This is a genomic window from Desulfovibrio sp. 7SRBS1 (assembly GCF_049723905.1).
Classification (GTDB): domain Bacteria; phylum Desulfobacterota; class Desulfovibrionia; order Desulfovibrionales; family Desulfovibrionaceae.
This window is the reverse complement of sequence record NZ_JBJKFD010000001.1, coordinates 1,459,215-1,481,329: the sequence shown is the minus strand read 5'-3', so window position 1 is coordinate 1,481,329 and position 22,115 is coordinate 1,459,215. Positions and strand designations below refer to the sequence as shown.

At 56.5% G+C, this 22,115-nt stretch carries 13 protein-coding genes; 8 read left to right on the top strand and 5 right to left on the bottom strand.

Annotated features, from left to right (window positions below; translation table 11 throughout):
• Positions 1-68 precede the first annotated feature (68 nt).
• Entirely contained in the window at positions 69-350 is a 282-nt protein-coding gene (locus ACI0FJ_RS06935) for a hypothetical protein (protein WP_424300900.1), read from the top strand.
• A gap of 138 nt (positions 351-488) precedes the next feature.
• Here the strand turns inward: ACI0FJ_RS06935 and ACI0FJ_RS06930 are convergent, their stop codons facing one another.
• The 4 genes from ACI0FJ_RS06930 to ACI0FJ_RS06915 form a co-directional block, all read right to left on the bottom strand.
• Complete coding sequence (locus tag ACI0FJ_RS06930) at positions 489-1,592, bottom strand: asparaginase (protein ID WP_424300897.1); 1,104 nt, start codon at positions 1,590-1,592, stop codon at positions 489-491.
• 87 nt (positions 1,593-1,679) lie between these two features.
• Positions 1,680-2,678 (bottom strand): glycosyltransferase family 2 protein, encoded by a 999-nt coding sequence (locus tag ACI0FJ_RS06925; protein ID WP_424300895.1) that lies wholly within the window; start codon positions 2,676-2,678, stop codon positions 1,680-1,682.
• The gene (locus ACI0FJ_RS06920; protein WP_424300892.1) at positions 2,656-3,585 is read right to left on the bottom strand and encodes a ChbG/HpnK family deacetylase; all 930 of its coding nucleotides are present in this window, start codon (positions 3,583-3,585) and stop codon (positions 2,656-2,658) included. The genes ACI0FJ_RS06925 and ACI0FJ_RS06920 overlap by 23 nt, the downstream gene beginning before the upstream one ends.
• A gap of 84 nt (positions 3,586-3,669) precedes the next feature.
• Positions 3,670-6,216 (bottom strand): mechanosensitive ion channel family protein, encoded by a 2,547-nt coding sequence (locus ACI0FJ_RS06915; RefSeq protein WP_424300889.1) that lies wholly within the window; start codon positions 6,214-6,216, stop codon positions 3,670-3,672.
• Positions 6,217-6,857: 641 nt separating this feature from the next.
• Between ACI0FJ_RS06915 and ACI0FJ_RS06910 the strand changes: the two genes are divergently transcribed.
• Positions 6,858-8,156 carry an O-antigen ligase family protein gene (locus ACI0FJ_RS06910; protein WP_424300886.1) on the top strand — a complete coding sequence of 433 codons (1,299 nt, stop codon included), beginning with the start codon at positions 6,858-6,860 and terminating at the stop codon, positions 8,154-8,156.
• A 91-nt stretch (positions 8,157-8,247) separates the two neighbouring features.
• On the opposite strand, the gene ACI0FJ_RS06905 is transcribed toward ACI0FJ_RS06910, so the two are convergent.
• Positions 8,248-8,928, bottom strand: coding sequence for a tRNA (mnm(5)s(2)U34)-methyltransferase (locus ACI0FJ_RS06905; RefSeq protein WP_424300883.1), 681 nt, complete (start codon positions 8,926-8,928; stop codon positions 8,248-8,250).
• A gap of 372 nt (positions 8,929-9,300) precedes the next feature.
• Here ACI0FJ_RS06905 and ACI0FJ_RS06900 point away from each other — a divergent pair, with 372 nt between their 5' ends.
• The 6 genes from ACI0FJ_RS06900 (at position 9,301) to ACI0FJ_RS06875 (ending at position 22,031) form a co-directional block, all read left to right on the top strand.
• Positions 9,301-11,934 carry an ABC transporter substrate binding protein gene (locus ACI0FJ_RS06900; RefSeq protein WP_424300880.1) on the top strand — a complete coding sequence of 878 codons (2,634 nt, stop codon included), beginning with the start codon at positions 9,301-9,303 and terminating at the stop codon, positions 11,932-11,934.
• Positions 11,935-11,938: 4 nt separating this feature from the next.
• Positions 11,939-13,429, top strand: coding sequence for a sigma-54-dependent transcriptional regulator (locus ACI0FJ_RS06895; protein WP_424300877.1), 1,491 nt, complete (start codon positions 11,939-11,941; stop codon positions 13,427-13,429).
• Between the two features lie 511 nt (positions 13,430-13,940).
• Complete coding sequence (gene nifJ / locus ACI0FJ_RS06890) at positions 13,941-17,465, top strand: pyruvate:ferredoxin (flavodoxin) oxidoreductase (RefSeq protein ID WP_424300874.1); 3,525 nt, start codon at positions 13,941-13,943, stop codon at positions 17,463-17,465.
• A 138-nt stretch (positions 17,466-17,603) separates the two neighbouring features.
• A complete protein-coding gene (locus ACI0FJ_RS06885) occupies positions 17,604-19,295 on the top strand; it encodes an L-lactate permease (RefSeq protein WP_424300871.1) in 1,692 nt (563 codons plus the stop codon).
• A 67-nt stretch (positions 19,296-19,362) separates the two neighbouring features.
• The gene (locus tag ACI0FJ_RS06880; protein ID WP_424300868.1) at positions 19,363-20,742 is read left to right on the top strand and encodes an FAD-binding oxidoreductase; all 1,380 of its coding nucleotides are present in this window, start codon (positions 19,363-19,365) and stop codon (positions 20,740-20,742) included.
• Positions 20,743-20,753: 11 nt separating this feature from the next.
• Positions 20,754-22,031: a (Fe-S)-binding protein gene (locus ACI0FJ_RS06875; protein ID WP_424300865.1), complete on the top strand. Its 1,278-nt coding sequence runs from the start codon at positions 20,754-20,756 to the stop codon at positions 22,029-22,031.
• Positions 22,032-22,115: the final 84 nt, after the last annotated feature.

The following is a 22,115-nucleotide window of genomic DNA, read 5'->3' as shown; positions in this document are numbered from 1 at the left end:
GATTTGCCTCTTTCTTTTCTGGAGGATGGCAATGCAAAGAAGATAAGCTTTACGCGGCGCTCAATGGGATGAAATCAAAGATTCCTTTGCTGAAAAAAAGACCGTGGCGAACGGCCAAGGACAATGGGCTGTTGATTGATGCCGTGATGCGGACCTATAAAGCAGGCGTTTTGGTGATAGTCGTTCAGAAATTAAGGCAAAAGTTTTTAATACTCGCGTTATGCACGGGAGCGCAGGACGGCGCTGTATGCGCTGGGCGGGTGTTGTCTGCTCGGACACTTGAAACAGCCAATTGCTGCACGCTACAACACGCTGCCCACACCCTGCCAAAACATTTTGATAATCTTTGACTATCGGCGCGTGTATCTGCAGCCACTTGGTTATGGCCGTATTGTCCGCATGCTTTCAGCCGAATGACGATTTACCACGTTATTCCATTATGCATGGTAAATCGGTCCGACTCTTCGCGTCAGTCTTCCCAATAGGCTTTATTGGGCAAACAGTTTTTTTAGAGCGGCGTTGTCCGCACCGTAGTGTGCAATCCCGAGGATAAGCAGCAGCCGGGCCTTGTTGCCGCCGAGATCTCCGGCCAGGATGCATCCGTCCTTTTCAAGAGTTTTGCCTCCGCCCTTGCCGCCATAAACCGGCTCCACCGAGCCATGATTTACCACGGTGGATATGACCACAGGTATATGCTTGGACAAAGCGTAACGGATCGCTTCATAGGTCGGTTCATTCACATTGCCAGAGCCAAGTCCGTCAATCACCAGTCCCCGCGCTCCGTTGTCCACGGCATGGCGTACAAGGGACCCATCGGCTCCGGCGTAGGTTGCAAGATAGACGACCTTTGGCAGGGTCTTGGGAACAGGCAGTGTAATTTGCGGTGGGCGTTTGTTGAAACGCTGGATCTGACCATTGAAAATATAGCCCAAAAATCCGCGTTCGCCGGATTTGAAGGTCTGTACGTTGGTGGTCTGGGTTTTGCGTGTTGCCCTGGCCGAGTTGATATAGTTGTTGAGTGTTACGGTTACTCCCCAACCTTCGGCCTTGGGTGAACTGGCTTGAGTTACGGCGTTAAGCAGGTTGCCGGGACCGTCAGGAAAAGGACTTGAGGCATCGTTCATGGCGCCAGTGAAAACCACCGGCTTATCGCTTGCAATTGTCAGATCCAGAAAATATGCGCCTTCGGCCATGGTGTCCGTACCATGAGTAACCACAACGCCTTTTACTTCCGGTCTTGCCAACTGTTTGGCCACGGTGCTGCTTAATCTGGCCCATATTTCAGGAGTCATATGCGAACTGTCGATGTTCGAAAATTCAACGACCTCGATGCTTGCAATTTTAGCAAGCTGAGGAACCGCCTCCACAAGAGACTGGCCGGTCAGGGCCGGGACTGCCCCGCCGGTTTTCGGATCGACCTTTTCGGCGATGGTGCCGCCCGTGGCGACAATGACAACCTTTGGCAGAGGTGCGGCTGAAATTAGAGGATCATCCTTGCCGCCTGCTTGGGCGCAGTCCGTAAAAAAACAGCCTGCCAACAGCACAAGGGAAAACGCCAATACTTTGAAAACAGAAAGATGTAGCGGTTTCATTGATCCTCCAGAAGTGAAATGAGTCGCCCCTGAAATTGTCCGTTGCTTACATAAAAATATGCAGGCCGGACCAAAACTGCCTGAAAACTACTTTTTGCTTTGTACTATTTCCCGTATTCTATAGGGCTTTTTGCCCAGCACACCGTCGCGGATGTTGCCGAGAATTTCCAGAGTAAAGCCCGTGGACATGAAGGCCAGGGAAGCGATGTAGAGCAGGATTGCCCCGAGGAACGGCGGGCGGGTGCCCATGTGCACGCCCAAGGCGAGTTTTTCATACAGCAGCCAGAGTATGGTCAGGCTGGCCAGTCCGAAAAGGACCAGGCTCAGACGTCCGAACAGATAAAGCGGACGCTGTTTGAACGAGGTCTGGAACCAGAGCATGATGATGTCGAAGAGCACGTCCACGGAACGGGCAATGCCGTAGTGGCTTGCTCCGGCAAACCGTTCCGGCGCCTGGATGAGTACCTCGGAGATGGCTCCTCCGGAAATATGCACCAGGGCGGGCAGCAGACGGTGCTGGCCTTCGCTCAGCTGCAGGGAACGGGCGGTTTCGCCGCGCAGTATGGACATGCCGCCCATGTCGTGGCAGTCGCATTTGCTGGTGGCCCGCATCAGATAGTTGGCAATGAGGCTGGGCAGACGGCGCAGAACCAAAGATTCCGTACGTTTTTCCCGTGTGCCGGAGACAAGGTCGAACCCTTTGCGGCATTCGGCGTACAGGGCCGGTATTTCCTCGGGCCGATGCTGCAGATCGCCGTCCATGATGACCACGTATTCGCCCGTGGAGCTTTGCAGCCCGGCGTAGATGGCCGTGCACTGCCCACGGTTGCGGGAAAGCATGACGCACTTGAGGTGCGGATCGGCGGCGCTCAGTTCGCGCATTATCTGTTCCGTACTGTCCGTGGAACCGTCGTTGACCAGAACAATTTCGTAGTTCAGGTCCATTTGTTCGAGCACACCGCTCAATCGGGCGTGAAACTCGCGGATGCACAGCTCTTCGTTGTGCATGGGAGTGACAATACTGATCTCCACGGGGGCGTTTTCGCCAAGCTGCTGCGTGGAATCAGATGCTGGAGTCTTGGACATTGGTTGGTTTCCTTGTGCGGGGGCAGAGCTGCCCGTAGTGAACCAGCCGCGCGTTGTGACGGCTGAAAATTGTTTTCCAGTCTGCATGAGCCAGGTTTTGGTACTCCGCGTTCCATTGCTTGTCCACACGCATGCGCCCGAATTCCGAGGGGAGGGGCGGATCGTCCTGCGCGGGCAGGCCGGGGTGGCAGCAGATTTCCAGCACGAGGGGCGCGGAGTTCTTTTTGTCTGCTTTGGTTGTCCAGGCCGCGAGGTGGCGGTCCAATGCCTCGGGCCGCAAATCGTCCTTCTGGTCGGCTATGCCCCAGATGGTGTCGGGCCAGGCAACGTTCTGGTGGCGTCTGTGCAGCGAGGCGCAGACGTTAAGAAATGAACAGCGGATGCCTGGCTTGTCCAGTCGTGTGAGCGGCGAGCATTCCTTGGGACGCCGCATCCACGGGATGCCGAATTCCTCCGCCAGTTGCTGTGCCACGCGCATGAACGCGGGCCACACATGGGTATGTTTTTCACTGTCCAGATGGGTGGGGCGTATACCTGCATCCAGAACACGCTGGATTTGGGCCCGCCATTCTCCGGCCAGCTGCTGGTAGTCGATGCGGTTGGACATGTAGCGGGCGAACAGGGCCGGGTAGCTGCCCAGAAACAGCCCGTCTTCCCCCACCAGGGAGGAGACCTGCTTGGTCTGCGAAAGCGGACGTCCGCGCAACACGTTGCAATGCACGCCTATGCCCACCTCGGGCATGTCCTTGGCCAGGGACAGGGCCTGTTCAAAGAACGGGCCGTTGGCCAGCAGGGTGGTGGAAGTGACCATACCGCGCGCGGCAAGGTCGGCCACGGCCCGCTGCACAGCGGGGTGCAGTCCGAGGTCGTCCACATTGATGACTATGGAAAGTTCTGTAGTATTCATTCGACGCGCATCATAACGTCCCGTTGGAACGAGTCAAGAACAGCCCGATGGGCTCAGCCTGCTGACAAAGGCTCGAATCTCTTTTCAAGCGTCGGGCGTCTGTTTGTCCGGGTTTTGTCTGCGCAGGTTGCTGTTGAGGTTGCGCTTGCGTTCGTTCACCAGCTTGTAGAGTTCCTTGCGCTTGGCGCGCAGAACCACGCCCAGGTCTTCCTCTTTCTTTTTGACCTTGTATTTGGTCTTTACTGTGCGGAAGGCAACCTGAACCTTGTTTTCCTGGAATTGGGTGTCCAGGGTGTCTGTCAGGTCGGACTGCACCGGGTACATGTCCTGAAAATTTCGCACCCATACGTACAGGTGGTAGTCCAGGCCAAGCTGCCCGAATCCCTTGAACAGCACCTGCGGTTCCGGATTATCGATGACCAGCGGATGTTTTTTGGCCGCCTTGAGCATCAGCTTGGTGACCTTGTTGCGTTTGGAACCGGGAATGACAGTTACCGGCACCGTGACGCGGATGGTGGTGTCGCCGTAGCTGTAGTTGGAAATATCCCCTTTGAGAAAGCTGGAGTTGGGGATGATGACCATGGTGTTGTCCAGGGTGCGGATGGTGGTGTTGCGCACGGATACGTCCGTGACCTCGCCGATCATCTTGTTGTGCTGGAGCACGTCGCCTTTTTTGATGGACCCGCCGAACAGGATGATCAACCCGGAGACGAAGTTGTTGACGATGTCTTTCATGCCAAAGCCGATGCCCACGGACAGGCCCGAGGCGATCCACGTGAGGGCGGAAAGGGAAACGCCCAGCAGGTTGAGGCTCACCAGGATGTAGAGCACCCAGAAAAGATAGGAGACTGTTGTGGCAAAAGTGTGGGCCAGGGCCGGATTGAATTTGCCGCCGCGTCGGGGAAGTTCCTCGAAAAAGCTGACCATCCATCCGATGACCATGCGTGTGAAGAAAAACAGGGCGAGGATGACGATGATGGAGCGAGGCGAGATGTGCACTCCGCTTACATCGATGTTCTGGCGCAGCACCCAGGATGCAAACCCTCTCCCTCCGGCAAAGATCAGGGACCAGCCCAGGAACAGGTAGACGATGATTGTCACCGTAAAAGGATAGGCCATTTCCAGGAGCGCTGGAGTGCCTAGAGGTCTGGTCGGGCCGATAGGACCGCATGAGAAAGTTGAAATGGGTGCTTCGGAAGCCTCTGCGGTCTCTTTTTGCGCTTTTTGTGCATTCAGGGCCAATTGGGTACGGACACTGAAGAATTTTTTGAGCATGGCGCAGAGCATGAAGGTAAGCAACGCCATGAACCATATCTGGGTAAGTATGAGGCTGGCTGCGGGATAACTGAACAGGGCCAGCCCCCCAAAAATGGCCAGGACAGGTGTGGAGACGCGGGCCAGACCTCGGTCCAGGGGGATTTTGTTGGTGCGGGCAATGCTGCGCATGCGCAGAAAAGCCAGCGCAATGGCGGGCAGCCAGATAAGGGTGAGGCAGGCGGCCGGAACAATAAATATGTGCATGAGGTCGCCCAACACCATCAGTGCGAACAGCAGAGTCAGAGGATTTTGGCTGGGGCGGCTGAACTCCATGCCCGACACGCCTTTGACGATGCTGTTGGTGAGAATGATCATTCCCAGCGCGACCATATCCACCCAGGCCAGATGAGTCGCCTGGTTGCCCGTAAAATAGGTCAGGTAGAGGGACGTTGCCAGCCCCAGTCCCAGGGAAATGAGGACCCAGCCGCCTCGTTTTGCAATGTGGTGGCCGCTGGCTGTTTGCAGGCGTTCGCGCAACCGTTGCAGAACAATGGCCCCGGCGGCCCACAGGGCCAGGGAACAGAAGGCGAAATAGAGCAGGAAGTTTTCCCAATGTACCCAGACAAGCAGCGGATACCAGAAGCGGGGCATGTTGTCGGCCCACTGCATGGCTTCATCCGCCATGTCGTGCAGGCCGCTCCGGGTAAAGAGGCTTGGGGCCGGGGCGAAGTAGTACCGCCGGAACTCATCGAAATATATCTGCAAGGTGGCGTTACGGTCGTCGGCAATGGCAGCCAGCAGTGTATCGCCTTTGCTTAAGGCGTCGTTTATGTCATTTTTTATATCTTTTACGCTGTGCTTGAGGTCGCGGTAACCTGCCGTGGCATTGGCCATGGAAGGCGAGACCAGCACGTCCAGGTTCGAGCTTTTTTGGCGCAAACGGATATTGCGGATGGCGTGGTAGTCGTCCTTGATCTGGTTGATTTTGTTGTGGGCCTTCCAGAGTGGGGCCATCTTGAGCTGCACGTACCGTTTCAGGGAGTCGAGCTGGATGAGAATGGTTCTGTAGGCCCACGGCGTGCTGCCCGAAACTCCATGCAGCAGGGTCAGCTGGTCCAGGCGGTTGCTGGCTTTTGCCAGGCCGTAATAAAGGTCGTCGCGCATTTCCGGGAAGGCTTGCTCGATGCGCTGCACACTGGCGTCGCGCAGGGAGATGTCGTGCTCAATGCCTTCCACCATGGTTTTCCAGGTGGTCTCGCTTTTTTCGGCGGACGCAGCCTTTGGCGGCGTTGCGGAGTTCTGGGCCTGCCCCGGCAGGGAGGGCAGGCAAAGAGCCATGAGGAGAAGCAGAAAAATGGAGAACGACCTACGCATTGCAGGCTCCCGGATTGCGGTATTTTATGAATGTGTGGGGTCGACGGGCTTTTGCCATGCAGCAAATTTCGCAGCTATATGTTTTGCAGCGGCCGTGTCGTCCCTTACAGCTCGTGTCGAGTACTCCCTGAACGTATACCGGGGGAGCGTGGCTGGAGCAAGCCCTGGTGTGGGTTGAAGCCGCTTGCCATACGAATGTGCCAATGGGCTGACAAAATTGATGAAGGAATGAGGAAGAGTGTGAGAGAATCTTCTTTGATATATAGTTTTTATTATAAAAATGAAATAGCTGATGATCCCAAGCTGATTGAAAAGCTTTTGGCCCGGACCAGGCAGGAGGCTGTTCCCTCCAGCTAAGGAAAGCTTGCGAAATTCGGGCAGTTCTGGAGGTTGAAAGGACATGTTTTTGCGGCATGTCCTTTGTGTATTTTTAGGAAAATTATTTCATTTTTCTGCCCGCTACGAGCCGGATGAAGGCGGCGGTTTGTCCTTTTTTGCCTGGCATTCTCCGGCCGGAAAAGAGTGGGAGAAAAGCCGGTACAAGAGACGAATACCGCTTCAAATCAGTCGTTGATGGGGCTTGTACATTGACCGATCACAACTCCTCGCATACACCTTGCAAAGAAGTTATGAGGAGCCGCATGCCACACGTCCGTCGAGAAAAAATTCTGCAATTCGTCCGTTCCATTCCTCCCGAACAAGGAGCCAGGATAGCGCACGGCCTGATGTACTGGGCCTTTTTGCTTTGCATGCTGCTCTTTCCTTTTGGTCATAGCTTTCGCGAGGCAGGCTCTATTATCGCACTGATCAGCCTGGTTCCATACTATTATTGGAACTGGTCCAACTCGGCCTTGCGCCGTTTCCCCCTGGCCTGGGCGTGGCTGGTGTTTTTTCTGCTGATTTTGGTGAACACCGTCCATTCGGTTGCGCCGCTGGAAAGTTGGGACGTTATGGCACCCAACCTGCGGCAGGGCTTTGTCTTTCCCCTCATTGCCATGGAGTGCGTACGGGATGGCCGCGATCTGAAACGCTTTGTATTGGTCTTTATTCTGGCGACTTTTGCGCAGGGGCTGGACGGGATGTACCAATACACCACCGGCGTGGACTTCATACAGGGCACCGCAATCTATGCCGGGCGACTCACCGGTTCCATGAGTACACCGCGTGTCGGCAACTACATGGCTATGGCCCTTGTTCCTGCCATGGGGCTCGGATTTCTTTTGCCTTGCGCCTGGAAATCCGTCCTGCGCTGGAGTGTCTGTCTGGGCCTTCTTTTTCCCGGATTGTTTTTGCTTTTGTTTTCCCAGACCAGAAGCGGCTACCTGGGATTTGCAGTCGCTTTGGCCGTGCTGTCCGTGGCGGTTTTCCGCAAGGTTTCCATGCGCTCTCTGGCCGGATTGGTCTTGATAGTGCTGGTGGGTGGCGGGCTGGCCATGTTTTTCGGGCCGCAGCGGATGCATTTGGAAGCTGTCGCCCAGGACCCGCGTTGGGAATTGTGGGGCCTGGCCCTGGATGTCTTTCGAGCCCACCCGTGGTTTGGCGCAGGCGTCAGTGCCTTCAACCCGGCCTTCAACTCCATGGGATTGGTTGCCGCTATCAACGGGCAGGATATCCCGCATCCGCATAATGTGTACCTGCAACTGCTTTGCGAACTCGGCATTGTGGGATTTGTTGCGGCCATGGTGGCGCTGTTCGGCCCCCTGGCATGGGGATATGCCAGGATACGGAAGGGGATTGCAGCAGCCGCGGACAGAGAGCAGCGGTTGTACTGGGAAATGACCGCCATGATCTGGGGCGGCTATCTCGCCTATCTCGTCACCTGCATCTCCGGCCACAACTTTTTCAGAACATGGTGGCTGGCCTTTGGGATGTCTCTTTTGGGCTTGTTTTGCGGTGCCTGCATCCGCCGCAAGCATCCTTTTTCCCTGCCCGAGTTTTAAAGACCGGGGCTTTTGCGGGACTCCTTGGGGCCGATTTTTCTCCGTCCGGCTCCACAGGAGTTGAAAGCGGTGGTTCGTCGGCCTGCCGGAATTATCTTTTCCATACCAAAAGTGATATGACCGGGCTTCCCGGTTTGTTGCACACTTCACTGCGAAGACATCGAAATGCCTTGATGTCCAGTTGCTCCACGTGTTCCAGAACCGCCTGTGCCTCCTCCCTTCCTCCTGCGTGTCCGGTGTACAGCATCAGCGAGCATATTCCCCCCGGGGCAAGTGCGTCCAAGGCCTGCCGCAAGGCGGAAAGGCTGGTTTCCGGCTTCGTGGTCAGCGACTTGTCGCTTCCCGGCAGGTAACCGAGGTTGAACATGACGGCCCGCAGAGGCGGAACGTCTGGATTCTCATTTTTGAGGGCATCGAGGTGGAGAGCGAGGCTTTCGTGCCCCTGGTGGATGAGGCGCACGTTATCCGGGCACCCGGCTTTAGCCAGCCGTTTCCGGGTGGATGCCAGGGCGGTTTCCTGGACGTCAAAGGCCAGGACCAGTCCGTCCGTTCCCACCTGGCGGGAAAGAAAAAGCGTATCGTGTCCGTTGCCCGCTGTTGCATCCACGGACAAATCTCCGGGGAACAGATGGTCCGCAATTGTGGCGTGGGCGAATTCCAAAATATCGAATGGCGTGGCCTGACTTTTGCTATATCCGACGTGGGAGTCGGCAGCCGTTTGCGGCCTGTTTGGTTTGCATTGAGGGGGCGTATCGTTCATGCGCAAGGACAATGGCAGATTCCTCAGGGGCACGTCCACCAGCTTTTGGCATAAAAAGGAAGGAAATGGACGCAAGAAAAGCTGGCATCTCGAAAAAACTACTGCATGATGAAAAAAATTTTTTTGGGTACTGCAAGATTATTTTATCGAAGGTGCAAGCCAAGTAATGCCTTGTAAAAACAGGGATAAATTGAAATTGTGGTTTTTTTTGACGGGTAAAAACAGCGAAAAACATGTCCTAAAGAGGTGGGTGGACTGCACTTTGCTACTTGTCAAAGAGGGGCGATTGAGTGCACAACCAATGTCTGAATTTTCGGACATGGATTTTGTGTTTTGCTTTTAAGCGCACAACAGCGGGTTATCCTGTTCATGAAAAAGCTTTGTTTGTCTTTACATCTTCTCCTGGCACTGGTGCTCTTCTCCTCCCCCGCATGGGCCAAGGAAAAGCGCAACGTGCTGGTGCTCAACTCCTACCATAACGGCTACAGGTGGTCTGACGATATTATGCACGGTATCCGCACCGTGCTGGAGAAGAGCCCCTACGCCATCGATCTTCACATCGAGTATATGGACAGCAAGCGCTATGGCAGCGACGAGATGCGCGAGCGCCTGCTGGACCTTTATACGTATAAGTTCAAAGACAAACATTTCGATGTCGTTATTGCTACGGATAATGACGCTTTCAATTTTTTGATGGAATACGGGGAGACGTTGTTGCCTGGGGTTCCCCTCGTTTTTTGCGGAGTCAACGACCTGGATCTGGCCGAAGTGCGGGGCAAGGACGTTACCGGGGTGGTCGAGGAATTCGACATCAAGGATACCCTCAATCTGGCATTGCGTCTGCACCCGGAAAAGAAACACATCCTGGTCATCGGTGACAATTCCACTACAGGGCGTGCCATCCGCCATCAGGTGGAGGCGGCCATTCCGCCTTTCCGTGGGCGCCTGTCCTTTGAATTCTGGGATCAGTTCGGTTTCGACAAGTTGTTGAAAGGCGTTGAGAATCTTCCCAGAGATACATTTCTTTTCTTTATTCCGTTTTATCAGAAAATAGACGGACAGTATTCTTCGGCCGATCTGGTGCAGAGGGAAGTGTCCCGTCACACTAACGTCCCCATCTACAGCAACTGGCGTTTCCTGCTCGGCTACGGAAGCGTGGGCGGCAAGCTTCTGGACGGAGTGAAGCACGGCGAAGCCGCGGCCAAACTCGCCCTGCGAATTTTGGGTGGGGAAAAAGCGGCCGACATTCCCGTGGTTACCGCGCCGCAGGGCAGATATGTTTTCGATTACAATCTGCTTCAGAAGTGGGGAATCAAAGAGGAACAGCTTCCCAAGGGCAGCCAGATAATCAATGCACCTCCTGCCTTCTATGAGCTTCCCAAGGAGATTGTCTGGACCAGCGGCGTGTTCATTCTGGTTTTGGGAAGCAGCCTGGTGCTGCTGGTGGTCAACATCCGCCAGCGCAAGCAGGTGGAGCGCAAGATCAAGGAGCAGCTTTCCTTTCAGGGCATCCTTATGGATACCATCCCGCAGCTTGTCTGCTGGAAGGACGCACACCAGAGGTACCTTGGAGCCAACCGCGCCTTTACCGAATTTTTTGGTGTGGAGAGCGTGCAGAGCATCGTCCATACCACGGATTACAACCTCAAGCGCGACTCCCAATACGCGGACTGGTCGGCTCGTACCGACCGTGAGGTTATGCATACACGCACGGCCATTCTCCGGGTGCGGCGGCAGGTGCTCAATACCATGGGGGAACTCGTCTGGTTGGAAATCAACAAAGTGCCGCTCTACGACGAGGCCGGAAATGTCGTGGGTACGTTGAGCACCGCCGAGGACATCACCCGGGAAACCAGCCTGGAAAAACAGCTGCTGCAGTCGCAGAAGATGGAAGCCATCGGGACTTTGGCCGGTGGTATTGCCCATGATTTCAACAACGTGCTGACATCCATCATCAACTCCACCGAACTGGCTTTGGGCGACATTGAGGAAAATTCCCTGACAGGCAAGGATCTGGAAAGGGCACTGCGGGCCGCACATCGCGGCAGCCGTCTGGTAAAACAGATTCTGGCATTCAGCCGTCCCAGTCAGGAAGGATTTCGTCCCACGGACCTGGGCGAGGTCATGCGCGAGGCCCTGGGCATTGTGGAAGCCTCCATGCCCGGAAATATCGAGGTGGTACGGACCATTTCCGAACACCCCCACATGGTTTGGGCCGACCCCACGCAGATGAACCAGGTGCTTATGAACCTCTGTACAAACGCCTTCCAGGCCATGCGCAGCAAGGGAGGCACCCTGAGAGTGAGCCTGGAAAGCGAGACAGTGGAGCCTATCCGGGCCGAGGTTTTGGGCGTGGAACCGGGCGAGTTCTACCGGGTGGACGTGGCCGACGATGGGCCGGGCATAGATTCGTCTCTGCTGGACAAGATTTTCGATCCTTTTTTCACCACCAAGGGCAAGAGCGAAGGCACTGGGTTGGGACTGGCCGTGGTCCACGGCATTGCCAAGGCGCACAAAGGGGCGGTGGATGTTGCCAGCGAGCCGGGAAAGTGCACGGTCTTCAGGGTGTACCTGCCCGTGTCCCTTCAGAATGCCGACCAGATAGCGCCCCGCAACAATCTGTATGTGGGCCGGGAACGCGTTCTCTTTGTGGAAGACGATGCCGACCAGATGGAAACCACGCCGCGAGTGCTGGAAAGCCTCGGCTTCAGCGTGGTGGCGGAAAGCAGTCCGGCCCAGGCGTTACTCCGCCTGGAAGCCGATCCCAGAAATTTCGATCTGCTGATTACAGACTATGACATGCCCGGAATAAACGGGCTGGAGTTGGTGCGGCGGGTGGCCAGCCTGAACCCCCATCTGCCTGTTATTCTGGTAACGGGGCGTGACGAGGCGGTGGAAGGAGCCCAGGCTTTGGAAAGCATACGCATGGTAGTGCAGAAGCCCTACAACAAGCTGATTCTCTCCGATGCCATCCGGCAGGTTTTAGTCACTCATTCTCCTTTGAATTCGAGGGGTTGATCCAGTGTCCCGCATCCTTATCATCGACGATGACCGCCAGGTCTGCGAAACCATGGAAAGTCTGATTACCAGGCTGACCTACGACTGTGATTCCGCGGGCAGTTTGGAACGTGCAAGAGAACTGCTGTCCGGTCGGCAGTTCGACGTCGTCTTTCTGGATATCAATCTTCCCGACGTCATCGGATTGCGCATTCTTCCGGAAATCCGCAAGCTGCCCGACGCTCCGGAAGTCATCATCCTTACCGGACAGGGCGATCCCGACGGTGCGGAGCTGGCTATCAGCGAAGGCGCCTGGGACTATTTGCTCAAGCCTTCATCCATCAAGCAGATCAGCCTCACGCTTGGGCGGGCCATCAAATATCATAAGGAAAAAGCGGCTTCCAACGAAGCGGTTGCCCTGGACCTGGAAGGCGTGGTCGGACGCAGCCCGTCGCTGCGCGCCTGTTTTGACCTGGTTGCCCAGGCTGCCCAGTCTGCTTCCAATGCGCTCATTACAGGCGAGACAGGCACCGGCAAGGAATTATTCGCCCGCACCATCCATAAAAACAGCTCCAGGGCGCAGAATAATTTTGTGGTTGTGGACTGTGCCGCCATGACCGGCTCCCTGGTGGAGAGCATCCTCTTTGGCCACAAAAAGGGTGCGTTTACCGGAGCACATCAAGATAACGAAGGGCTTGTGCGCCAGGCAGACGGGGGAACCCTCTTCCTGGACGAGATTGGCGAACTGCCCATGGACATGCAGAAGGCTTTCCTGCGCGTGCTGCAGGAGCGCAGGTTCCGTCCCGTGGGCGACACCCAGGAGATTCACAGCGATTTCAGGCTGATCTCCGCGACGAACAGGGATCTTGAAGCCATGGTCGAGAGGGGCGAATTCCGCCGCGATCTGCTGTTTCGCCTCAAGACCGTACACCTGAACCTGCCACCTCTGCGCAAGCGCCTCGATGATATAAAACACCTGACCCTGCACCATCTGGCGGAGTTGTGCGAACACAACCACATGCCGATTAAAGGCATGGATTCGCACTTCATCCCCACCCTGCAAAGCTACGACTGGCCCGGCAATGTCCGGGAACTGTTCAATGTTCTGGAGCGGGCCTACTACGCTTCGCAGGGGGAAAAGACCATTTACACCATGCATCTGCCCCGCGATATCCGGATCAAGGTCGCCAAGGCCCAGTTTGCCGAGGATGGAAGCGGGCAGGGGGAGGATAACGGTGGACTCCCCGGTGTAGGAATCGGGGGCGGAACACGCCCCGGAGGAACCGCCATGGACGAAAAGCCGGAAGAAGGCTTTACGGAGTCCATGCATTCCACCATGTGTGTGTTCCACGAGGATATGCCGACACTCAGAGAGTTCAAGGGGTTGGCGGAAGTCGAGTACCTCAAGGAGCTGATTCGGAGCACAGACGGTGATCTGGCTACCATGATGGCGCTCTCCGGGCTGTCGCGGTCGCATTTGTATGCGCTGCTCAAAAAGCACGACATGAATATTTGAAGTTTCAGTTTGTTGTTTTGTGCGTCTGATTTTTCGGACACGGTGCGCAAGGGCGCAAACCAGCGGAAGACCTGCGATCCGAAAAAGAAGATTCAACCTCAACCATCAAGTTCTTCCGCCGTATTCTGTCTTCCGGCATGCCACCATGTTGGGGGGCTGTTTTGGAAATAGGACGCCGGCCTCAAGACGAGGCGGACGCTTGCTGTTCGTGAATCCCGGAAAAACGGACGGCCCTTATATATCCCCGGGAACCGCACATTGCGTTAAACATTCTGTTGCATCGGCTTTTCCGTTTTGGGCGGATTGTCTGAAAAAACGGACGCCAATGGGACACTGCCAACCTGTTAAAATAGCTTGACCTTGTTAATGTTCTGTAAACATTAGCTTTGTTTCTGCTCTTTTCGGCTGGCATGAATGTTGATTCTATAGCGCAACGTCGCGGATCCGTAAAAGGCGGGGAATAGCGGGGCCGCGAAGAGACACCTCAATAAAACCCAAGGAGAACTGGGAAATGGCGAAAACCATGAAAACCATCGATGGCAACACTGCTGCTGCGTACGTTGCGTATGCAATGAGCGACACTGCGGCCATCTATCCCATCACCCCGTCGTCCACCATGGGCGAACTGGCCGACGAATGGGCCGCCCAAGGTCAGCTGAACATCTTTGACCAGAAGGTCAATGTGAAGCAGATGCAGAGCGAAGCCGGCGCTGCCGGTGCCGTCCACGGCTCTTTGGCCGCAGGCGCACTGACCAGCACCTTCACTGCCTCTCAGGGCCTGCTGCTCATGATCCCCAACATGTACAAGATTTCCGGTGAACTGCTTCCCGGTGTCTTCCATGTGTCTGCCCGGGCCATTGCCGCCCACGCCCTGTCCATCTTCGGCGACCACCAGGACGTTATGGCATGCCGCCAGACCGGCTTTGCCATGCTGTCCTCCAACTCGGTTCAGGAAGCCATGGATATGGCCCTGGTCTCTCACCTTTCGGCCATCGAATCCAGCGTGCCTTTCCTGCACTTCTTCGACGGCTTCCGGACTTCGCACGAAATCCAGAAGGTCGAGATGATCGATTACGCGGACATGAAGAAATTGGTGAACTTCGACAAGATCGCCGAATTCCGTGCCCGCTCCATGAATCCCGAACATCCTCAGATTCGTGGTACGGCTCAGAACCCGGATATCTACTTCCAGGGTCGCGAAGCCGCCAACCCCTACTACAATAATCTTGCCGCCATCGTTGCGGAAGAGATGCGCAAGGTCAGCGAACTGACCGGTCGCAAATACAGCCTGTTCGACTACGTCGGACATCCCGAAGCCGATCGCGTCATCATTTCCATGGGCTCCGCCTGCGAGACCATCGAAGAAGTGGTCAACCGCCTGAACGCCAATGGCGAAAAGGTCGGTCTGGTCAAGGTGCGCATGTATCGTCCCTTCATTCCCGAAGCCATGCTCGACGCTCTGCCCAAGACGGTGAAGTGCCTGTCCGTTCTGGACCGCACCAAGGAACCCGGCGCGCACGGCGAGCCGCTGTACCTGGACGTGTGCACCGCCCTGCGTGAAAAGGGTTCGGATCTGCCGGTTGTCGGCGGCCGTTATGGTTTGGGCTCCAAGGAGTTCAACCCCGCAATGGTCAAGGCCGTGTACGACAACATGGCTGCCGCCACTCCCCGTAACCACTTCACCGTGGGTATCAAAGACGACGTCACCAACCTGTCTCTGGACGTTGCTCCTTTCGCCGACACCACTCCCGAAGGCACTGTCCAGTGCAAGTTCTGGGGACTGGGTGCCGACGGTACGGTTGGCGCCAACAAGCAGGCCATTAAAATCATCGGTGACAAGACCGACCTGTACGCTCAGGGATACTTTGCCTACGACTCCAAAAAGTCCGGCGGCATCACGGTTTCCCACCTGCGTTTCGGCAAGCAGCCCATCCAGTCCACCTATCTGGTCAACGCGGCCGACTACGTGGCCTGCCACAACCCCAGCTACGTGCACCTGTACGACGTACTGGAAGGCATCAAGGACGGCGGTGTGTTCGTGCTGAACTGCCCCTGGACCGTCGATCAGATGGAATCCGAGCTGCCCGCTGCCATGCGTCGCGTCCTGGCTGAAAAGAATATCCGCCTGTACACCGTCGACGCAGTCAAGATCGCTGCCAGCGTCGGACTGGGCGGACGCATCAATATGATCATGCAGACCGCCTTCTTCAAGCTGGCGGAAGTCATTCCCTTTGATGACGCTGTTGCCTACCTGAAGGAATCCATCAAGAAGGCATACGGCAAGAAGGGTGACAAGATTGTCAACATGAACATCGCTGCAGTTGAACAGGCTGCTGACAACCTTGTCAAAATCGATGTTCCTGCTTCCTGGAAGGACGCCAAGGACGAAACCGCGGCTGTTGTTGCGGACGAGCCCGATTACATCAAGAACATTGCCCGTCCGGTGCTGGCTCAGAAGGGCGACGAACTGCCCGTGAGCACCTTCACTGCCGACGGACTGGTTCCCCTGTCCACTTCCAAGTACGAAAAGCGCGGCGTGGCCATCAACGTCCCGCAGTGGATTCCTGAAAACTGCATCCAGTGCAACCAGTGCGCCTTTGTCTGCCCCCACAGCGCCATCCTGCCCGTGCTCGCCACGGATGAGGAACTGGCCGGTGCTCCCGAGTCCTTCAAGACTCTGGAAGCCAAGGGCAAGGAAGTAAAGGGCATGAAGCTGCGCATCCAGGTCAACACCATGGACTGCCTCGGTTGCGGCAACTGCGCCGACATCTGTCCTGCCAAGGAAAAAGCCCTGGTCATGCAGCCTCAGGCCGCAGAAGCCGCCAAGGAAGTCGCCAACTTCGACTTCAGCCAGACGGTTTCCAACAAGGGCGATCTGTTCAAGCGCAATACGGTCAAGGGCAGCCAGTACCAGACCTCTCACCTGGAATTCTCCGGTGCCTGCGCTGGTTGCGGCGAAACCCCGTACGTCAAGGTGCTTACCCAGCTGTTCGGCGAACGCATGGTTATTGCCAACGCCACCGGCTGCTCCTCCATCTGGGGTGCCTCCGCTCCGACCACTCCGTACTGCACAGACAGCAACGGTCACGGTCCTGCCTGGGGTAACTCCCTGTTTGAAGATGCCGCCGAGTTCGGCTTTGGCCTGAACATGGGCATCGATCATCGTCGCGCCAAGCTGGCAGACCTGGTCGCCAAGGCACTGGAAAAGGGTGTTGACGGTGCACTGGGCGAAGCCATGAAGGGCTGGCTGGACAACAAGGACGACGCTGACAAGTCCGTTGAGTTCGGCAAGACCATGAAGGCCGAGCTTGCCAAGGCCGACGACGAACTGCTGAAAGAAATCGCTTCCATGGACGACCTGTTCGGCAAGAAGTCCTTCTGGATCTTCGGTGGCGACGGTTGGGCCTACGACATCGGTTACGGTGGAGTGGACCACGTCCTGGCTTCTGGCGAAGACATCAATATCCTGGTCATGGATACCGAAGTGTACTCCAACACCGGTGGTCAGTCCTCCAAGGCTACCCCGCTCGGCTCCATCGCCAAGTTTGCCGCTTCCGGCAAAAAGACCGGCAAGAAGAATCTTGCCGCCATGGCCATGACCTACGGCTACGTTTACGTTGCCACCGTCTCCATGGGTGCCAACAAGCAGCAGCTGCTCAAGGCCTTCAGCGAAGCTGAAGCCTACCCCGGTCCTTCCCTGGTCATTTGCTACGCTCCCTGCATCAACCAGGGCATCCGCAAAGGCATGGGCAAGACCCAGATGGAAGAAAAGCTGGCCGTGGACTCCGGCTACTGGCCGCTGTTCCGCTACAACCCCGAGCTGGCCGACAAGGGCGAGAATCCTCTCTCCCTCGACTCCAAGGCTCCCGACGGAACCCTGCAGGAATTCCTCAGCGGCGAAAACCGCTACGGCCTGCTGGAGAAACTCTTCCCCGAAGAATCCAAGCGCCTGCGCTCGGAAATTGAGGAAGACTACGACAGGCGTTTCAAGGCCCTGGAATACCTGTCCAAGCACAACCCGGCTACTGCCGAGTAACTTGTAATCCCCCCCGCTCGCATTGTCTGGCCCGTCAGTGCGGGCGGGGTTTTTTATCTGTCGATGGAAGGGTGGTCTGTCCTGGATCGCCCCCAAGGGATGGTTGGAAGTAACCCGAACGAGTAAGGAGTGGTTCCTATGTCTATTGGAGTCCTTGCGCTCTTGGCGCTGGTGCCCATTGCACTGGCCTTGGTGCTGATGGTGGGGATGCGTTGGCCTGCGACGAAGGCAATGCCCTTGGCATGGCTTGTAACTGCGGTTTTCGGCGTCCTTTTTTGGAAAATGCCTGTAATGTTTGTTGTAGCTTCAACTCTTGCAGGTTTCGGTGGAGCCATCAACGTGCTGATCATCGTTTTCGGTGCAATCTTGATCCTCTACACTATGCGTGACAGCGGCGGCATGGAGACCATCAACTATGGTTTCCATGGGCTGAGCCGTGACCGCAGGGTGCAGGTGATCATCATTGCCACGGTGTTCGCGGCCTTCATCGAAGGTTCGGCCGGTTTTGGTACGCCTGCCGCCATTTGTGCACCTCTGCTGCTCAGTCTGGGATTTCCCGCACTGGCCGCGGCCATGGTCTGTCTTGTCCTGAACTCCTTCCCCGTCACCTTTGGTGCGGTGGGAACTCCGGTTTGGTTCGGCCTTAAAAACCTCAAACCGGTTGTGGAAAGCGCCATCGCCTCGGGACATGCCGACGGACTGGCCTCTTTTGGCGTATTTCTCAAAGACGTGGGCGAATGGTCGGCCATTTTGCATCTGCCCATGATCTTCATTATTCCCCTGTTCACCAACATGCTTCTCACCCGCTTCTTCGGCCGCAACAAATCGTGGACCGAAGGACTTGGCGCATGGAAGTTTTCCCTTTTCGCTTCGACATGCTTCGCAGTTCCTTATGTACTGACCGCCTTCCTTATTGGTGTGGAGTTCCCCTCCCTGTTGGGCGGGCTGCTCGGCACCGCTGCCGTGATCTATGCGGCCAAGCAGGGCTGGTTTCTGCCTGAGGACACCTGGGATTTCGGTCCCCAGTCCACCTGGGAAGCCGACTGGACCGGCAGCATCAAGCCTGAGGAAGGCAAGGAATACAAGCCTCACATGAGCCAGTTCCGCGCCTGGCTGCCGTACGTGCTCATCGGCATCATCCTGGTGCTTACCCGCATCAACGATCTGCCTTTCAAGGGCATGGTCTCCGCCTGGGTAATCAGCTTCCACCATATCCTGGGCTTTGAAACCGTCAACTTCTCCATGAAACCTCTGTACCTGCCTGGTACCATTCCGTTTGCCCTGGTCGCGGTGCTGACCGTGTTTCTGCACAAGATGCCTGCCGCCAAGGTCAAGGAAGCCTGGACCGATACCTTCAAGAGCATGAAGAACCCCGCCATCGCGCTGCTCGCAGCCGTTGCTTTGGTGGAAATCTTCAAGCAGTCGGCGCACAACACCATTGGCGCGCCGTCCATGCCGCTGTCCATGGCCGAAGCCTGTGCAGCCCTTGTGGGGTCCAGCTGGCCGATGTTCGCCTCCTTTGTTGGCGCTCTCGGTTCCTTCATCACCGGATCGAACACCGTTTCCGACCTGCTCTTTGCCGACTTCCAGTACGGCATTGCTTCCACGCTGGGCATTTCCAAGACCCTTGTGGTCGCCCAGCAGGCTGTGGGTGGAGCCATGGGTAACATGGTCTGCATTCACAACATTGTTGCCGCCTGCGCCACGGTTGGCCTGGCCGGTGTGGAAGGCCTGCTCATCCGACGCAACTGCATTCCGCTGCTGTTGTACGGTCTGGTGGTAGGTATCCTGGGCATGGTGTATTTAGGAATGTACCCCGGGCTCTTTTAGACCGGACGAGACGGAAGACAATCCCCCGGGGGCATTTTGCCCTTGGGGGAATTTAAGGAGACAGAACATGTCCAACGAAGCATTGATTAAAGATTTTGAAGCGATTGTTGGGAAGGGCAACGTCATGGCCGATGAAGCCGACGTGCACAGCTACTCCTACGACTCCGCAGTTCTGGACCCGGTGCATCCGGCAATGGCCGTGCGTCCCACCAGTACTGAACAGCTTGGCCGTGTTGTGGCCGTGTGTTTCGAACACGGACTGCCCATGACCGTACGCGGCGCAGGTTCCAACCTTTCCGGTGGCACGATTCCTAAAAAAGGCGGCATCGTCATCCTGACCAATGCCCTGACAAAAATTTTGGAAATCAACGAGGCCGACATGTACGCTCGGGTCGAACCCGGCGTGGTTACGGCCAAGTTTGCCACCGAGGTCGCCAAGCGCGGCCTGTTTTATCCTCCGGACCCAGGCAGCCAGGCCGTGTCCACCCTTGGCGGCAACGTGGCGGAAAACGCCGGTGGCTTGCGCGGCCTCAAGTACGGCGTCACCAAGGACTACGTCATGGGCGTGGATTTCTTCGACAGCTGCGGCCAGCTGGTCAAGGCCGGTTCGCGTACCGTGAAATGTGTTACCGGGTACAACCTGGGAGCACTCATGGTTGCTTCCGAAGGGACCCTGGGCGTTTTCTCGGAAATCACCCTCAAGCTGATACCGCCCGCTCAGAGCGCCTGTTCCATGATGGCGGTGTTCGACGACGTCATCCATGCCACCGAGAGCGTAGCGGCCATCATCGCCGCCAAGATCGTTCCGGCAACCCTGGAGCTGATGGACAACTTCACCATCCGCACCGTGGAAAACTTCCGCAAAGCCGGTCTGCCCACAGAAGCCGAAGCCCTGCTGCTCATCGAAGTCGATGGACACCCCGCCCAGGTGGAACAGGACGCCAAGGTCGTGGAAGAGATCTGCAAGGCCAACCACGCACAGTCCGTGGATGTGGCGCAGAACGCCGCACAGCGCGACAAGGTCTGGCAGGCCCGCCGCGATGCGCTGCCCGCACTGGCCAACCTCAAGCCCACCTGTGTGCTTGAAGACGCCACCGTGCCCCGCAGCAAGATTCCTGCAATGATGGCTGCCATCAAGGATATTGCCAAGAGGTTCGACCTGACCATCGGGACCTTTGGTCACGCTGGCGACGGCAACCTGCATCCCACCATCCTGACCGACAAGCGCAACAAGGAAGAGTGGGAACGCGTGGAAAAAGCCGTTGACGCTATTTTCGACGACGCCCTCAAGCTGGGCGGAACACTCTCCGGCGAACACGGCATCGGTCTTGCCAAGTCCAAGTACATGGAAAAAGAGACCACCCGTGCCACCATTGAATATTCCAGAAAGATGAAGGCCGCCCTTGATCCCAAGGGAATCCTCAATCCCGGCAAGATGATAGGTTAGGGGGGGAAATCATGGCTGACATCAATGAACTGGTAAGTCTTCTCCAGGCTTTGGACGATCAGCTGGTGGGCTGCATGAAGTGCGGCATGTGCCAGGCGGTCTGCCCCCTGTTTGCCCAAACGGGCAAGGAAGGGGACGTGGCCCGCGGCAAGATCGCTCTGCTGGAAGGACTCTCCAACCAGATTTTGCATGACCCCGACGGGGTCAACGACCGGCTGAACCGCTGCCTGCTGTGTGGCACTTGCGAAGCCAACTGCCCCAGCGGCGTCAAGGTGACGGATATCTTCCTGAAGGCCAGGGCCATAATGACCGGATACTTCGGTCTGTCTCCTGCCAAGAAGGTGATTTTCCGCAACCTGCTGACGCACCCCAAACTGTTCAACTCTCTGCTGGATATGGGGTCCAAGTTCCAGGGGCTGTTCACCAAGGACGAAAACGAGATCATCGGATCGTCCTGCGCCCGGTTCAATGCCCCTGTGATTGCCGACCGCCACTTCCGCAAGCTGGCATCCACGCCCCTGCACAAAAGCGTGCCGTTCCTGGATACTCCGGTGGGCGTATCCGGCAAGCGCATCGCCTTTTACCCCGGCTGCGTGGTGGACAAGATCTACCCCGAAGTGGCCGAAGCCGCGTTCAAGGTGTTCAAGCACCATGGCGTCGGCGTCTTCATGCCCAATGGACAGGCCTGCTGCGGCATCCCCGCTCTGGCCAGCGGCGACCGGGAAAGCTTTGCCGTTATGGTGAAGAAAAACCTGGAACGGTTCGAAGGGCAGCAATTCGATTACATCATCACTCCCTGTGCAACCTGCACGTCGACCATCAAGAAATTGTGGCCGTCCATGTGTGATTCTTCGGACAGCATCAAAGCGAAAACTTTGTCCGACAAGACCATGGACATTAGTCAATTTCTAGTAGACGTACTCGGTGTGCAACCCAAGGAGAGCACGGGTGGTGCAAAGGTCACCTATCACGACCCCTGCCACCTGAAGAACTCCCTGGGAGTGACAGCACAACCAAGAGCACTCCTCGCAGCCTCCAAGGGCTGTGATTTTGTGGAAATGGCCGAGGCCGGGACCTGCTGTGGTTCCGGTGGTAGTTTCAACCTTTATCATTATGATCTGTCGAAGAGCATCGGAAAGCGCAAGGCCGAGAATATCGAGGCCAGCGGCGCCCAGGTAGTTGCCACAAGCTGTCCTGCCTGCATGATGCAAATCACAGACATGCTCTCTCGGGATGGGGCCAGGATCAAAGTGCGTCACGCTATCCAGCTGTACGCCGATTCCATTTGACGTCGCGTTTCTCGTCCACATGGAGGAACGCGACTTCAGCCCCGTTTTTTTGACGGGTCACCGTATTGTCGCGGCACTAAGTTG